This is a genomic window from Streptomyces pseudovenezuelae (genome assembly GCF_029892565.1).
In the GTDB taxonomy this organism is placed as follows: domain Bacteria; phylum Actinomycetota; class Actinomycetes; order Streptomycetales; family Streptomycetaceae; genus Streptomyces; species Streptomyces pseudovenezuelae_A.
Genome location: NZ_JARXVH010000005.1, coordinates 300,743 through 316,297, shown reverse-complemented (window position 1 = coordinate 316,297; position 15,555 = coordinate 300,743). Strand labels below are relative to the sequence as shown.

At 71.0% G+C, this 15,555-nt stretch carries 14 protein-coding genes; 10 read left to right on the top strand and 4 right to left on the bottom strand.

The features are described from left to right. The first annotated feature begins 96 nt into the window (after nucleotides 1-96). The 3 genes from M2283_RS17905 to M2283_RS17895 all read left to right on the top strand — a co-directional run bounded on the left by M2283_RS17905 (nucleotide 97) and on the right by M2283_RS17895 (nucleotide 3,136). Entirely contained in the window at nucleotides 97-1,827 is a 1,731-nt protein-coding gene (locus tag M2283_RS17905) for a lytic transglycosylase domain-containing protein (protein ID WP_280877255.1), read from the top strand. A 160-nt stretch (nucleotides 1,828-1,987) separates the two neighbouring features. Further along, entirely contained in the window at nucleotides 1,988-2,122 is a 135-nt protein-coding gene (locus tag M2283_RS17900) for an SPW_0924 family protein (RefSeq protein ID WP_124004370.1), read from the top strand. Between the two features lie 21 nt (nucleotides 2,123-2,143). Beyond that, nucleotides 2,144-3,136, top strand: coding sequence for a DUF3068 domain-containing protein (locus M2283_RS17895; protein WP_280877254.1), 993 nt, complete (start codon nucleotides 2,144-2,146; stop codon nucleotides 3,134-3,136). Here M2283_RS17895 and hrpB read toward each other — a convergent pair. Both hrpB and M2283_RS17885 read right to left on the bottom strand, forming a co-directional pair. Beyond that, nucleotides 3,126-5,651: an ATP-dependent helicase HrpB gene (gene hrpB, locus M2283_RS17890; protein WP_280877253.1), complete on the bottom strand. Its 2,526-nt coding sequence runs from the start codon at nucleotides 5,649-5,651 to the stop codon at nucleotides 3,126-3,128. The genes M2283_RS17895 and hrpB overlap by 11 nt on opposite strands. A 72-nt stretch (nucleotides 5,652-5,723) precedes the next feature. Further along, nucleotides 5,724-6,605, bottom strand: a complete 882-nt coding sequence (locus M2283_RS17885) for a class I SAM-dependent methyltransferase (protein WP_280877252.1) — start codon at nucleotides 6,603-6,605, stop codon at nucleotides 5,724-5,726. 342 nt (nucleotides 6,606-6,947) lie between these two features. On the opposite strand from M2283_RS17885, the gene rpsA reads away from it, so the two are divergent. The 5 genes from rpsA to M2283_RS17860 all read left to right on the top strand — a co-directional run bounded on the left by rpsA (nucleotide 6,948) and on the right by M2283_RS17860 (nucleotide 12,519). Next, complete coding sequence (gene rpsA / locus M2283_RS17880) at nucleotides 6,948-8,462, top strand: 30S ribosomal protein S1 (protein ID WP_280877251.1); 1,515 nt, start codon at nucleotides 6,948-6,950, stop codon at nucleotides 8,460-8,462. 335 nt (nucleotides 8,463-8,797) lie between these two features. Continuing rightward, complete coding sequence (locus tag M2283_RS17875) at nucleotides 8,798-10,324, top strand: flavin monoamine oxidase family protein (protein ID WP_280877250.1); 1,527 nt, start codon at nucleotides 8,798-8,800, stop codon at nucleotides 10,322-10,324. Between the two features lie 115 nt (nucleotides 10,325-10,439). Next, the gene (locus M2283_RS17870; RefSeq protein WP_280877249.1) at nucleotides 10,440-11,378 is read left to right on the top strand and encodes a PAC2 family protein; all 939 of its coding nucleotides are present in this window, start codon (nucleotides 10,440-10,442) and stop codon (nucleotides 11,376-11,378) included. Nucleotides 11,379-11,458: 80 nt separating this feature from the next. After that, nucleotides 11,459-12,088, top strand: coding sequence for a dephospho-CoA kinase (gene coaE / locus M2283_RS17865; RefSeq protein WP_280877248.1), 630 nt, complete (start codon nucleotides 11,459-11,461; stop codon nucleotides 12,086-12,088). 50 nt (nucleotides 12,089-12,138) lie between these two features. After that, nucleotides 12,139-12,519 (top strand): tetratricopeptide repeat protein, encoded by a 381-nt coding sequence (locus M2283_RS17860; protein WP_280877247.1) that lies wholly within the window; start codon nucleotides 12,139-12,141, stop codon nucleotides 12,517-12,519. A gap of 16 nt (nucleotides 12,520-12,535) precedes the next feature. Here M2283_RS17860 and M2283_RS17855 read toward each other — a convergent pair whose 3' ends face one another. Next, the gene (locus M2283_RS17855) at nucleotides 12,536-12,802 is read right to left on the bottom strand and encodes a DUF6343 family protein (RefSeq protein ID WP_280877246.1); all 267 of its coding nucleotides are present in this window, start codon (nucleotides 12,800-12,802) and stop codon (nucleotides 12,536-12,538) included. Nucleotides 12,803-12,928: 126 nt separating this feature from the next. On the opposite strand from M2283_RS17855, the gene M2283_RS17850 reads away from it, so the two are divergent. Both M2283_RS17850 and M2283_RS17845 read left to right on the top strand, forming a co-directional pair. Further along, complete coding sequence (locus tag M2283_RS17850; RefSeq protein ID WP_280877245.1) at nucleotides 12,929-13,828, top strand: acyltransferase domain-containing protein; 900 nt, start codon at nucleotides 12,929-12,931, stop codon at nucleotides 13,826-13,828. Between the two features lie 94 nt (nucleotides 13,829-13,922). Further along, on the top strand, nucleotides 13,923-14,378 hold the full coding sequence (locus M2283_RS17845) for a DoxX family protein (protein WP_280877244.1): 456 nt from the start codon (nucleotides 13,923-13,925) through the stop codon (nucleotides 14,376-14,378). Between the two features lie 114 nt (nucleotides 14,379-14,492). On the opposite strand, the gene M2283_RS17840 is transcribed toward M2283_RS17845, so the two are convergent. Beyond that, nucleotides 14,493-15,158, bottom strand: a complete 666-nt coding sequence (locus M2283_RS17840) for an RNA-binding S4 domain-containing protein (protein ID WP_280877243.1) — start codon at nucleotides 15,156-15,158, stop codon at nucleotides 14,493-14,495. Nucleotides 15,159-15,555: the final 397 nt, after the last annotated feature.

Here is a 15,555-nt window from a genome sequence, read left to right as displayed (position 1 = left end):
CACCGAGTTGATCGTCACAACAGGGTGGGCCCAACAGGCCCGCGGCAGACAGCGACGGGCGCACGGGCGCGTCCAACGGAGGGGCTGGTTCACTCTATGGCGGCGCAATTCGGCATGAGGCTGCGCAAGGGAGCGGCGACCACCGCGGTGGCCGCGGTCGTGGTCGCGGCGCTGTCCGCGTCCCAGGCTCCGGGAGCCACGGTCGACGACCACGGCAGATCCAGCGCCGCCGACGCCCAGTCCTCGCCCGATGCCACCGGTTCCGACGAGGGCGGCGCGACCGGTAACTCGCCGTACTACACGGACCTGCCGCCGCTCAACAGCCCGAACCCCGCGCCGAGTCCGACCGTGGGCACCCCGGTCGTGCAGGGCGACGGCGAGGCCGGCATACCCGCGACCGTCCTGGACGCCTACAAGAAGGCCGCGACCGAGCTGGCCGAGTCCAAGGCCGGCTGCAACCTGCCCTGGCAACTGCTCGCCGCCATCGGCAAGGTGGAGTCCGGCCAGGCCCGCGGCGGCAACGTCACCGCCGACGGCACCACGATCACCCCGATCCTCGGCCCGCAGCTCGACGGCAACGGCTTCGCGCTCATCCAGGACACCGACAACGGCCAGTACGACGGCAACAGCACGTACGACCAGGCCGTCGGGCCCATGCAGTTCATCCCGTCCACCTGGGCGTGGGCGGGCCGCGACGGCAACGGCGACGGGGTGAAGAACCCGAACAACGTCTACGACGCCGCCCTCGCCGCCGGCCACTACCTGTGCCGCAACAACTGGGACCTGTCGGTGCAGGCCGACCTGAACCGCGCGATCCTCAGCTACAACAACTCGCAGGACTACCTGCACACGGTCCTGTCGTGGCTGGAGTACTACCGCAAGGGCACCCACGAGATCCCGAACGGCACCGGCACCATCCCGTCGAACCGCAGCGACGACGACACGACCGACCCGACGCCGTCGCACACGCCCTCGACACCGTCGAAGCCGACGCACCCGTCGAAGCCGGCCGATCCCAGCACGCCGCCGTCGACCGACCCGAGCGACCCGAGCAGCCCGCCCACGACGCCTCCGCAGACGCCCACCGACACGGTGGACCACCTGGAGGACAGCGGCACCGCCAAGTTGACCGCGACGGCGGGCGAGGCGTTCGCCAAGAAGATCAGCACCAAGGCGGAGACCAAGGCCGGCAAGACCGTCGCCAAGGTCAGGGTCCGCTTCACCATCGTCGGCACCACCGACGCGACCTTCACCGGCGGCGAGAGTGTCGCCACGGTCGTCACCAACGCCTCCGGCGTGGCCGTCGCGCCCGCGCTCCAAGCAGGCGAGAAGACCGGCGACTTCACCGTCCGCGCCACGGTCGTCGGCCGCTCGGTCACAGCCCTCGACTACACGGCCACCGTCACCCAGCGCGTCGCCGACACCCTCGCCCGCACCAGCACCACCGCGCTGACCTGCGTCCCGGGCGGCGAGTTCGCCGACCAGGTCGAGGTGAAGGCCACCTACAAGGACGCCGTCGCGGACAAGGTCGCGGCCACCGCCACCCTCGTCAAGTCGGCGGACGACGCCACCGAGAACGACAAGGGCCCCTACTTCAAGGACGCGGACGGCAAGACCGTACGCACCCTCAAGGGCCTGACGACGGACGCCAACGGCCTGATCAAGCTGCCCAAGCTCTACGCGGACGACACCAGCGGCACCTACCTGCTCCGCATCACCACAGCGGGCGGCGCCACCCTCACCGTCGAACTGACGGTGGCGGCACCGGCCGACACGTCTCCCTCGCCCAGCCCGTCCGGGAGCGCGTCGGCGAGCGCCACGCCCTAGCGGCCTCTCGTACGACCACGACGGCGTCCCTTCACCGAAGGGGCGCCGTCGTTGTGTGTACGACGTGTTCTCATCTCGCCCACCCGTTGCTACGGTGCCGGACCTGACGATGTATCAGTTCCCGTCCGTCCATCGGTTCCCAGTCCGTCGGGAGGCAGGCATGCGTGCTCTGATCGCCGCCGCGACCGGTCTCGCCCTGGCGTTCGCCCTCGTTCTCACGATGACCGCGATGGGCTCGCCGGCCGGCAAGACGTCCCCGAAACCGCTGCTGACGACGGTCCCCGCACACCCGTAGCCGTCCGCCCGGGAGGCCGAGATGCGCCGCAAGGCCAGTCTGGTCCTGCTCGCCCTCGCCGTGTTCTTCACGGCGCTGTCCCCGCTCCTGCGCTGGTACGCCTTCCCGCGCCTGGCCAAGATCCCGGCGAACCAGTATCAGGACATGGTCCTTGAGGCGAAGGACGCGACCCTTCTCGACTACGGCACGATGAAGGCGAAGAAGGTCCCGAAGGTCACCATCGTGCAGACCCTCAAGGGCAATGTGCAGGCCGCCGACAAGGTCGAGAAGACGTACGGCAAGGACGTCGTCGTCTGGGACAGCCTCTCCTATGTCCAGGGCCCCGACGGCAAGATGGTCTCCAAGCTCCCCGAGCGCTACATCTTCGACGCCCACTCCCAGGAACCCGTCCACGCCACCGGCGAGATGGTCGACGACGACCCGGTGAAACGGGAGGGCATCGAGTTCAAGTGGCCCTTCCTGACCGAGAAACGGGACTACGTCTACTTCGACGCGCAGACCCGCACCAGCGCCCCCATCCACTACAAGGGCACCCAGAACTTCCGCGGCCTGAAGGTCTATTACTTCGAGGAGACCGTCCCCTGGACCAAGGTCACCTTCCCCAAGGTCATGCCCGTCAAGGGCATCACCCCCGAGTCGGTCGCCAAGACGGGCACGACCCGTTGGTACACCACGGTCCGCAAGTTCTGGGTCGAGCCCGTCACCGGCGCCCCGGTCCACGGCGAGGAGATCCACAAGGAGGAGCTGCGCGGCGGCACGCTGCTCGGCGGCCGGGACAAGGTGACCGCGTTCTCCGGTCACGTGAAGATGCGCGAGGACTACATCGAGCACACCGTCGCCCTGGTCAAGTCCAACCGCACCCTGGTCCTGCTGCTGACCTCGTACCTCCCCTGGGGCTTCCTCGCCCTCGGCATCCTTCTCCTGGCCCTCTCCCTCTACCTGGAGGCCCGCAGCCGCCGCCCGGCCGACCCGGAACCGTCCGAGTCCTCGGCGCCGGAACCGGTCACCGCCTGAGCCGCGCGTTGGTGTACCGCGTCGGCTCCGCCGCGGCCGGGTCCTCCGGCCAGGGATGCTTCGGATACCGCCCGCGCAGCTCGGCGCGCACGCCCTTGTAGCCGTCCCGCCAGAACGACGCCAGATCGGCGGTGACCGCGGCGGGCCGCCCTGCCGGGGAGAGCAGGTGCACGAGCAGTGGCACCCCGGCGACGGCGGGGGACTCCTGGAGCCCGAACATCTCCTGCAGCTTCACCGCGAGCACGGGCCGCTCGGGATCGCCGTAGTCGATCCGGATCCTGGACCCGCTCGGTACGGCCATCCGCTCGGGCGCCAACTCGTCCAGCCGGCCCGCCTCACCCGAGGCCCACGGCAGCAGCCTGCCGAGCGCCTGTCCGGCCTCGATCCGCCCGAGGTCGGCCCGCCGCCGGGCCCGCCCCAGCTCCGGCTCCAACCACTCGTCCACGCGCGCGTGGAGAGCGTCGTCACCGACATCGGGCCACGGCTCCCCGAGCCGCAGCCGCAGAAAGGCGAGCCGCTGACGCAGTACGACGGCGTCGGACGACCACCGCAACAGCCCGAACCCCTCCTGCCGCAGCCCTTCGAGAAGCGCCTCGCGTACGAGGACGGGGTCGGCCTTCTTCAACGGCCGCACAGCCAACTCGATCGCCCCGAGCCGCTCCACGCGCCGTGCGACGACGTCCCCGTCGGCCCAGTGGACCTCCTCCCGCTCCTCCAGCAGCGCCCCCGCCGCGGATCGGGCGACCCCTTCGTCGACGGTCGCCGCGAGCTGCACGCGCGCGTGCCCCCGCCCGACGGGCCGGTCGGCGACGGCCACGGCGATCCATGGGGCGCCGCGCAGACCGGTGCCCTCGCCGAGCTCCGCGCGCGTGCCGGAGACCATGAGATACGAGCCGCCCTCGGCCTTGGCGACGCGCTCGGGGAAGGCGAGAGCGGCGACGAGACCCACGAGGCGGTCGTCGCCCGGGGCACTCGGCGAGGCCGCGCTGTTCGCGCCCAGAGGGCGCCGGGCGCCTGGCTCGGCGAACTCCGCCGAGGCCGCCCGCAGCCGTCGCACCTCCTGACGCCACCGTCCCGCGTAGGCGTCGCCACCGCGCCGGGCGGCCCGCAGCGCGTCGGCGAGATCATCCCCGTACCCCCGTGGCGCCTCCTCGCTGAGCAGGGCCACCACCTCGGCCCCCGCACCGGAGGTGTCGAGCAACGCCCGCCCCAGTCGCGGGTGCAACCCCAGCCGGGCCAGCCGCACCCCACGGTCCGTGGCCCGGCCGCCGGAGTCCACCGCCCCGATCGCCGTCAGTACCGCCCGCGCCGCCGCCATCGCGCCACCGGGCGGCGCGTCCAGCAGCGCGAGACCGGACGCGTCCGGATCGCCCCAGCACGCCGTCTGGAGGGCGAACGCCGTCAGGTCGGCCACCTTGATCTCCGGCGACGGGAAGCGCGGCAGCCGCGCGTCTTCCGCCTCCGCCCAGCACCGGTACACCCCGCCCGGCGCCTCACGCCCGGCCCGCCCCGCCCGCTGCCTCCCCGCCGCCTGCGAGGCCCGTACGGTCGCCAGGGCGCTCAGCCCGCGCGCGTGATCGACCCGCGGCTCCCGCGCCAGCCCCGAGTCGACGACCGACCGCACGCCGGGCACCGTCAGCGAGGACTCCGCGACCGAGGTGGCAAGCACCACCCGGCGCCGCGCACCGGCCACCAGCACCGCGTCCTGCACGGCAGCCGGCGCCCGCCCGTGCACCTGGAGCACGTCGACGTCACCGAGCTCCCCCAACTGCCCCGCCACGCGCGCGATCTCGCCCACGCCCGGCAGGAAGCACAGCACGTCCCCGTCCCGCTCGGCCAGCGCCCGCCGCACCACCGACGCCACATGCGTGAGCAGCGCCGGATCGACCCGCATCCCGTGCGGCGGCCGTACGGGCCGTACCGGCGGCGCCCAGACCACCTCCACCGGGTACGCGGCGCCCTCGGCCTCGATCACCGGCGCCCCGCCCAGCAGCCGGGCCCAGCCCGCCGCGTCCGTCGTCGCCGACGCGGCCACCAGGCGCAGCTCCGGCCGCAGCGTCTCGCGCACGTCCCACAGGAACGCCGCCGTGGTGTCCGCGTCCAGATGCCGCTCATGGCACTCGTCGAGCACCACCACGTCCACACCGGCCAACTCCTGGTCGCGCTGCAGCCGTTGCAGCAGCACACCCGTCGTGACGACCTCCACGCGTGCGTGCCGCCCGACGACCCGCTCGCCACGCACGGTGTAGCCGACGCTCGCGCCGACCTGCTCGCCCAGCAGCCACGCCATCCGCCGGGCGGCGGCACGGGCGGCGATACGGCGCGGCTCGGCGACCACGACGCGTCGCGCCGGCCCGTCGCCCAGCAGGCCCGCCAGGGCGAGCGGCACGAGGGTCGTCTTGCCGGTGCCGGGCGGCGCCACGAGGACCGCCGTGCCGTGTCCCTCCAGGGCGTCGCTCAGCGCGGGCAGGGCACCGCGCACGGGGAGGGCGTCCAGGGCCTCGTAACGGATCACGCCCCTAGTGTCGTACGTCCCCGAAAACGCCCTCCACGCGTGCGTGCGCTTCTCTCTTCGGTCCCGCCCGTGTCAGTCCCTCAGGTCCCGCTCGCACACGAAGACGGCCGTGCCCGGGATCAGGTTCCCGCGCAGCGGGGACCAGCCGCCCCACTCCGAGGTGTTCCAGGACGGCCACTCCGGCTCGACCAGGTCCACCAGCCGGAAGCCCGCCGCCACGACGTCCCGCACCCGGTCGCCGATCGTGCGGTGGTGCTCGACGTAGACCGCGTGGCCCTCCTCGTCCTGCTCGACATAGGGGGTGCGGTCGAAGTAGGAGGCGGAGACCGACAGGCCCTCGGGGCCCGGCTCGTCCGGGAACGCCCAGCGGATCGGATGCGTCACCGAGAACACGAACCGGCCGCCCGGACGCAGCACCCGCCGCACCTCCGTCAGCACCAGCACCGGGTCCGCGACGAACGGCAGCGCCCCGTACGCCGAGCACGCCAGGTCGAAGGAGCCGTCCGCGAAGGGGAGCGCGCCGGCGTCGGCGCAGACCAAGGGGAAGGTCCCACCGATGCGCAGCGCGTGCTGGAGCTGGCGGTGGGAGATGTCCAGGGCGACCGGGTGGGCCCCCTGAGCGGTCAGCCAGCGCGAGCACTGGGCCGCGCCGGCGCCGATCTCCAGGACGCTCTTCCCCTTCAGCTCCTCCGGCGGGCCGAGCAGCTCCGCCTCCACCTCGTCGAGACCCTCGGGACTCCAGACGAAACGGTCGTCACCGAGGAACGTGCCGTGCTCGACCTGGTACTCGTCCGCGTTCCGGTCCCACCAGCCCCGGTTGGCCCGCGAACTCTCCGTGACATCGGCCCTACGCCGGGTGGCTTCCGGCTCGAACTCTTCGGCCGCTTCGGACTCTTGGATGATCGGCTCCCTCGTCGTACTCTTCCCTCCAACCCGACGCCCACGGGTCTCCATGGGTGTCACGGAAGAGGTGTCCCAAGGCCCGCGTGGCCTCCAGAGACAGTTCTTGTGCCGGGTATGCGGCGATCCGCCCCGGGTGTGCGCCTTCGCGCATTGACCCTGTCCGGCTGCCCCCGTATGCTACAAGTTGCGCTGCGGGCCTGCGCTCCTCAGACGTAGCAGGCTGCGCTCGCATCTGTTGTATGTCCCCTCGGTTGTCGAGGCGCCATCACCAGTATCTGGTTCTCCAGAAGCTGTTGGGGCGCTTCCTAGGCTGTCCGGCTTCTTCAGAGCGACACGGGCTCCCGGCGTAGCAGTACCTACGACTTCAATGTCCGTACCGGAGCCCTTTCCCACATGACGAGCAGCACCGAGACCACCGCCACCACCCCGCAGGTTGCGGTCAACGACATCGGTAACGAGGAAGCATTCCTCGCCGCCATCGACGAGACGATCAAGTACTTCAACGATGGCGACATCGTCGACGGCGTCATCGTCAAGGTTGACCGGGACGAGGTTCTCCTCGACATCGGTTACAAGACCGAAGGTGTCATCCCGAGCCGCGAGCTCTCGATCAAGCACGACGTCGACCCGAACGAGGTCGTCGCCGTCGGTGACGAGATCGAAGCCCTTGTTCTCCAGAAGGAGGACAAGGAAGGCCGCCTGATCCTCTCGAAGAAGCGCGCCCAGTACGAACGGGCGTGGGGCACCATCGAGAAGATCAAGGAAGAGGACGGCATCGTCACCGGTACCGTCATCGAGGTCGTCAAGGGTGGTCTCATCCTCGACATCGGCCTCCGTGGCTTCCTCCCGGCCTCTCTGGTCGAGATGCGCCGCGTTCGCGACCTCCAGCCCTACGTGGGCAAGGAGCTCGAGGCCAAGATCATCGAGCTCGACAAGAACCGCAACAACGTGGTCCTGTCCCGCCGTGCCTGGCTGGAGCAGACCCAGTCCGAGGTCCGCCAGACGTTCCTCACGACCCTCCAGAAGGGTCAGGTCCGCTCCGGCGTGGTCTCCTCGATCGTCAACTTCGGTGCCTTCGTGGACCTTGGTGGCGTCGACGGTCTGGTCCACGTCTCCGAGCTCTCCTGGAAGCACATCGACCACCCCTCCGAGGTTGTCGAGGTCGGCCAGGAAGTCACCGTCGAGGTTCTCGACGTCGACATGGACCGCGAGCGTGTCTCCCTGTCGCTGAAGGCGACCCAGGAAGACCCGTGGCAGCAGTTCGCCCGGACCCACCAGATCGGCCAGGTCGTGCCCGGCAAGGTCACGAAGCTGGTTCCGTTCGGTGCGTTCGTCCGCGTGGACGAGGGCATCGAGGGTCTGGTCCACATCTCCGAGCTGGCCGAGCGCCACGTGGAGATCCCGGAGCAGGTCGTCCAGGTCAACGACGAGATCTTCGTCAAGGTCATCGACATCGACCTTGAGCGTCGCCGGATCTCGCTGTCCCTGAAGCAGGCCAACGAGGCCTTCGGCGCCGACCCGGCCACGGTCGACTTCGACCCGACGCTGTACGGCATGGCCGCGTCGTACGACGACCAGGGCAACTACATCTACCCCGAGGGCTTCGACCCCGAGACCAACGACTGGCTCGAGGGTTACGAGTCCCAGCGTGAGGTGTGGGAGACCCAGTACGCCGAGGCGCAGACCCGCTTCGAGCAGCACCAGCAGCAGGTCATCAAGTCCCGTGAGGCGGACGCCGCGGCGGCCGCCGAGGGCGGGGACACCGCCGGTGCGGTTCCGGCTGCCGCCGGCAGTGGCGGTGGCGGTGGTGGCTCGTACTCCTCCGAGGGTGCGGACACCTCCGGTGCGCTTGCTTCCGACGAGGCGCTTGCCGCGCTGCGCGAGAAGCTCGCCGGTGGACAGAGCTGAACGCTGGCTCGCTGAGGCCTAGCAGTTGACTGAGGGGCCGTACCTTTCGAGGTGCGGTCCCTCAGTGTTTTGGGGGCTGCCCGTTGTCGTATGGCTGCGGGTGATTCGTGGCCGGTCGCGCAGTTCCCCGCGCCCCTTGGTTGGCTGCACTCGCCCCTTGCAGAAACTTGGGGGATACACCAATAACCCGTGGGGCGTAATCGGTTGTTGGGAGGCTCCACCCGGTCGTTCGTGATCGGGAAAGGGGAGCCGAGATGGCAGATGCTCAGTACAGGTCCGGGGACAGCCGCCGGGCCTTTCTTCGTAAGGTCGGGGTCAGTGGTGGGGCCGGGGCCATGTTCGCCACCATGGGGGCGCTCGGGCTCGCGCCCAGTGCGCAGGCCGCTCAGCGGGAGGAGCCGTTTCGGGGGCTCAGGGCCGGGGACTTCAGCGTCAGTGGGCGTGGGGCCGCGAAGGTGGTGGTCGTCGGCGGAGGGATCGCCGGGCTGACGACTGCGTACGAACTCGGGAAGGCCGGCTACGACTGTACGGTTCTGGAGGCCAGGGGCCGGACCGGCGGCCGCAACTTCACCGTGCGGGGCGGGGACAGTACGACCGACCTGTACGGCAACAAGCAGACGGCGCGGTTCAGCGACGGGCAGTACATGAACTGTGGGCCCGCCCGTATCGCGCAATGGATGGTCACCCTCGACTACTGTCGTGAACTCGGCGTTCCCATCGAGGTGTTCACCAACGTCAACGCGGACGCGTATCTCTACAACGAGTCGGCCGGGATGACGAAGCCCGTGCGGTACCGCACCGCGAAGGCCGATGTGTACGGCTACGTCTCGGAGTTGCTCGCCAAGGCCACCGACAAGGGCGCGCTCGACAAGGAGTTGACGTCCGACGACCAGGAGAAGCTGGTCGACTTCCTCAAGGACTGGGGCGCGCTCGGCGACAAGCTGACGTACGAGGGCGGCGAGCGGCGCGGATACACCACGGTGCCCGCCGCGGCCGGGACGCCGGGTGCGCTGCTCGGGGACGTGCCGAGCGCCTCGGAGGTCTTCGCCAGCGGTGTCGGGCGGTACTTCTCCTTCGAATTCGGCTTCGACCAGGCCATGTTGATGTTCCAGCCGGTCGGCGGCATGGACCAGATCCCCAAGGCGCTCACCAAGGCGGTCGGCGCGCACCGAATACGTACCGGCGCGGTCGTGAAGAAGATCAGCGACACAGGGCGCGGGGTGTCGGTGACGTATGCGCAGGACGGTCGTACCCGGGTCGTCGAGGCCGACTACTGCGTCGCCGCGCTGCCGCCCAACATCCTCGCCAAGGTGCCGCACAACCTCGGCTCCGGAGTGCAGTCCGCGCTGGAGGCGATCACTCCGTCGTCCGCCGCGAAGATCGGGCTGGAGTACCGGTCGCGTTGGTGGGAGCTCGACCACGGCATCTACGGCGGCATCACCGAGACCGACCAGGACGTCACCCACATCTGGCATCCCTCGCACGGCTTCCACGGCGAACGCGGAGTCGTCGTCGGCTACTACAACTACGGCGACGACGCCGACAGCTACGCGAAGCTCACGCCGAAGGCGCGCGAGGCGCGGGCGGTGGCCGCGGGCGTGAAGATCTACGGCGAGAAGTACCGCAGCGAACTCGCGACCTCGTTCTCGCACCACTGGCGGCAGACGCCCCACCTGGAGGCCGCCTGGCACGACACCCCCGGCGGCCCCGACGACCCCCGCTACAAGCCGCTGAACGAGCCCACCGGGCGCGTGTACTTCGCCGGCGACTGGCTCAGCTACACGGACGCCTGGCAGCACGGGGCGTTCACGTCCGCGCGGAAGGCGGTGACCGCCCTGCACACGCGCGTGCTCTCCTCGTGAGGCGGCTCGGCAGGGCATGAAAAGGCAGTAAGAGAGGCCTGATCAGGGGCGCGGGTGGGAATGCCCGTGTCCCTGGGTGCGTTGTGCAGTACGAACACGAGGAGGAGCGGTCACTGTGCTTGATCCGCAGGGTTTGTACGCATGGGAGCCGAAGGGCCTGGCTGTCGTCGACATGGCGCTCGCCCAGGAATCGGCCGGTCTTGTCATGCTCTACCACTTCGACGGATACATCGACGCGGGCGAGACCGGCGACCAGATCGTCGATCGGATCCTCGACTCGCTGCCCCACCAGGTCGTGGCCAGATTCGACCACGACCGGCTCGTGGACTACCGCGCCCGTCGCCCGCTGCTCACCTTCAAGCGTGACCAGTGGACCGACTACGAGGAGCCCACCATCGACGTGCGGCTCGTCCAGGACACCACCGGAGCGCCCTTCCTGCTGCTGTCGGGCCCGGAGCCGGACGTGGAGTGGGAGCGCTTCGCCAAGGCCGTCGAGCAGATCGTGGAGCGGCTGGGCGTGCGCCTCGCCGTGAACTTCCACGGCATCCCCATGGGCGTCCCGCACACCCGCCCCGTGGGCCTGACCCCGCACGGCAACCGCACGGACCTCGTCCCGGGCCACCGCAGCCCCTTCGACGAGGCGCAGGTCCCCGGCAGCGCCGAGTCCCTCGTCGAGTACCGCCTCATGGAGGCCGGACACGACGTCCTGGGCGTCGCCGCGCACGTGCCGCACTACATCGCCCGCTCTCCGTACCCGGACGCGGCCCTGACCGCCCTGGAGGCCATCACGGCCGCCACCGGACTGGTCCTGCCCACCCTCGCCCACGGCCTGCGCACGGACGCGCACCGTACGCAGACGGAGATCGACCGGCAGATCCAGGAGGGCGACGAGGAGCTCACCTCCCTCGTCACGGGCCTGGAGAACCAGTACGACGCGGTCGCGGGGGCCGAGAGCCGGGGCAACATGCTCGCCGAGCCCGTGGACATCCCGTCCGCGGACGAGATCGGGCAGGAGTTCGAACGCTTCCTGGCGGAGCGCGAAGGGGACAACTAGCCGCCGAGCGGGATCTCGCGTACGGCGACAACTCAGGTCCGGCATCGCCTCTGTCGGTGCCAGGGCCTAAGCTGCCGCTCATGCTGACGGTGGGCCTGACCGGTGGTATCGGCGCCGGCAAGAGTGAGGTGTCACGGCTGCTCGTCGAGTGCGGCGCCGTGCTGATCGACGCGGACCGCATCGCGCGCGAGGTCGTGGCGCCGGGTACGCCCGGCCTCGCGGCGGTCGTGGACGCCTTCGGCGCCGACGTGCTCGCCGCGGACGGCAGTCTGGACCGGCCCAAGCTGGGTTCGATCGTCTTCGCCGACCCGGCCAAGCTCGCCGTCCTCAACTCGATCGTGCACCCCCTCGTCGGCGCCCGCTCCCACGAACTCGAACAGGCCGCCGCCGACGACGCGGTCGTCGTCCACGACGTGCCGCTCCTCGCCGAGAACGGCCTCGCCCCGCACTACGACGTCGTGATCGTCGTGGACGCCGGCCCCGAGACCCAGCTCGACCGGCTCGTGCGGCTGCGCGGCATGACCGAGGAGGACGCCCGCGCGCGTATGGCCGCCCAGGCGACGCGGGAGCAGCGCCGGGCGATCGCGGACGTCGTCATCGACAACGACGTACCGCTGGCGGATCTGGAGCGCCGGGTGAAGGACGTGTGGGCGGATCTGACGCGTGGGGCGCACGGGACGGGGCGGGCGGCGCGGGCGTCCGAGGAATAGCGGCCCGCTGTCGGGGCGTTGAACGGGTCGAGACAGGGAAGGACTGTGCCGTGCCCGAGATCAGCGGATCGACCGGACGTACTCCGGAGACGCATGTCATCGACTTCCGTGCCGCCGAGCAACTGCTCAACGCGCGGGACCCGCGGGGCGCGGTGAAGCTGCTCGACTCAGTCATCGCCGCGCATCCGGAGAACACCGCCGCCCGGCTGCTGCGCGCGCGTGCCTTCTTCGCCGCCGCGCAACTGCGGCCCGCCGAGCTGGAGTTCACGATCGTCCTGGAGCGCGAGCCGGACAACGCGTACGCGCACTTCGCGCTCGCCCGGACCTACGAGCGCCAGGCCAAGCCCGACCAGGCCAAGCGCCACTTCCGGCTGGCGGCCGCGCTGGACCCCAACCCGCAGTACCTGCGGCACGCCGAGTTCGACTCCTGACCGGATCTCCTCCGGACTAGCGCCGCCGGTTCTCCGGTGGCCGGTACGGCGGGATGTCCCGGCCCGGCTGATAGTGCGGGCCCTGCCGGATGTGCCGGAGGACGAACGCCAGGTCGACGGTGATCACCAGCCACAGCACCCCGCAGGCCACCGCCCACCAGGGCCGCCCGGCGAGGGCGAAGGCGACCGTGCCGAAGACCGTCCAGACCAGCCCCCACACGGTCAGCCAGAAGCGCGCCCGCAGGGCACTGCGCGCGGTCGTCGGTTCACTGCCCGTACGCATCACTGATCACCGCTCCCTCCTGCAACGTACTCTTCGATGCGGACGTCCACCACAGGCGTCGACGGCAAGGGGTCCATCCCGCGGGAACCGCCCCGAGGGGCTCACCACGTGCAGGGGGTTCATCACGTGCTTCCGGTAGCCGACGAACTGGCCGAGGCGCTCTTCGACCTGGCCGTACCCCACGAGGACATCAACGAGCTGGTCCAGATCGGCCGGCGCGTGACCGACGACCCGGAACTGCTGCGGTTCCTGGAGGCGTCGGTCGACGAGCTGGTCCGGGGGATGGGCGAGGTCGGCACCGCGGTCGACCTGCCCGAGCTCGACTGGCCGTCGGGGGACCTGCAGCGCTGCTTCCCCGTGTACGTGTTCGTGGCGGCGCTGCCGTACACGCGCGCGTACCACCGCGCCCGGGGCGTACCGGACGAGGTGTCCCGCCGCACCCTCGCCGACCTCGGGCGGAACATGGTGGTGCACCGCAGGCGGTACGGGAAGCTGGGCGTGCAGGCCCCCTGGTGGCTGACCCACCATTTCCGGGGCGAGCTGTACCAGCTGGGCCGGCTGCAGTTCGAGCGGGCGCGGTTCGGGGAGCGCACGGCGCGGGCGGTCACGGCGGCGGGGCTGGACGCGACCGCCGGCACGGCCTGTCTCAACCTCCACATCCCCGACTTCTTCGGCCCGCTGTCACCGGCCGCCTGCGACCGGTCGCTCGCGTTGGCCCGGGAGTTCTTCGCGCGGCACTATCCCGAGGAGAAGTACCTGGCCGGGCTCTGCCACTCCTGGCTGCTGGACCCGCAGTTGAGGGACTACCTGCCCGAGTACTCCAACATCGTCCGCTTCCAGGAGCGCTTCCGGCTCGCCCGCGCCGACGCCGAGCCGTCCGACGCCGAACCGGTCCAGTTCGTGTTCGGGGACCCGGAGTTGGCGGTCGAGAACCTGCCACGGCGTACGGCCGTGGAGCGGGCCGTCGGCGACCATCTGCGGGCGGGCGGCCACTGGTACATCGGGCACGGGTGGTTTCCGCTCTAGTCCGACAACGGTCCGGGATCCGCGATGAGTTACGGGGCGAGGCCCGGTCTACCTCTGTGAAAGCGACAGGAACCGCTCATCACAGGAGACCACGATGTCCCAGCCCACCGCTCCCGTCACCGCCGCCGCCCGCCGTCCCGTCATCGCCGAGTCCGGGACCACGCGCGGTCGTCGGGCCCGGATCGCCCTGCGCACCCTGCAGGTGGTGCTCGCCCTCTTCTACGCCTTCGCCAGCTCCCTGCCGAAGCTGATCGCGCACCCCTCGGCCGTCGACTCCTTCGACAAGATGGGCTGGGGCAGCACGGGCATGTACGTCATCGGCGCCCTCGAACTGGCCGGTGGCATCGCGCTGTTGATCCCGGTACTGCAGTCGGTGGCCGCCGTCGCGCTGAGCGGCCTGATGGTCGGCGCGTTCATCGTGCAGCTCACGGTCTTCGACGGCGAGAACGCGGCGACCCCGCTCATCCTGATCGTCCCCCTGGTCCTCATCGCCTGGGCCCGGCGCCGGCACAACGCCGATCTGCTGCGACTGGTGGGGCTGCGGGCGTGACCCGACGAAGCCGGTGGCGTCCGGCACGGGCCTCCCCGGCCCGCCGGACGCCACCGACCCATGTCACGGGTAGGGCCGCCGGGTGACCGCTGCCGTGGTCCGCACGGCCGCGAGTCACCGCTCGCGCGGGCCGTGCTCCTGCGGTCCGCGCGGCTGCGACCCGTGCTCCCGCGGCCCGTCGCCCTCCGACCGGCTGTTCCGTGCCGCCGCGGCCGAGTCCGTGAGGCCGCGCAGGCGTTCCATCTCGCGGCGGTCCCGCTTGGTCGGGCGGCCCGTGCCGCGGTCGCGGATGCCGGCCGGGGCGCCGACGAACTGGCGCGGCGGCGGGGGCGGCGAGTTGTCGACGTAGCACTGGGCCGCGACCGGGGCGCCGACGCGCTTGCGGATCAGGCGCTTGACGATGACGACCCGCTCCCAGCCCTCCTGTCGCACCCGTACCTCGTCGCCGACGCGGACGGTGTAGGACGGCTTCACGTTCTGGCCGTTCACCCGCACATGCCCGCCCTTGCAGGCGCCGGCGCCGAGCGAGCGGGTCTTGGCCAGGCGTACGGCACAGATCCAGCTGTCGATCCGCACGGACACACCGTCCGCGGGCCCGGCCGCCTCGGCGGCGGCGATCGCGGCGGCCACCTTCGGGTCGAGGGCGGCCCCCTGCGTGCCGGCGGCTTTCGGGTCGGCGGCCGGCCCGCCCGCGTCGGCGGCCTTCGGGCTCGCGCCCGCCCCGGCTGCGGCGCCCGCCCCGGCCTGCCCGCCCTTCTCCACTTCTGCTTCGGAAGCCATGCCGTCGACCTTAGTACTCGGGTGAGGTCGCGATCTGTCTCCGGGACGGCCGGCCAGGTCACCGGTGGGAGGGCCGGGCCGGTCGTGCCGAGCTGTTCCGTGGCCACCACCTGCGGCACGGGCCACGTCACGCCCTCGGGCGGCCAGCTCTGCCCGGTCTCGCGGAGGAAATCGGCGGGGGGTCGGTAGAGGGGCGGCTGGGTGCCGTCGGGGATCATCGACGCCCACTCGATCCCCTCCGTCCGGTCCTTGAACTCCTGGTTCATGGCGGCCAGTTGATCCGGCTGCTCGATCAGGTCGACGGCGGCGGCCGCCAGATACCGGGCCGCGGACAGCAGGGCCTGGTGGCCGATGCGGGTGGCGGCGGTCGCGGTGACGCCCCAGTTGTGGTTCGGAA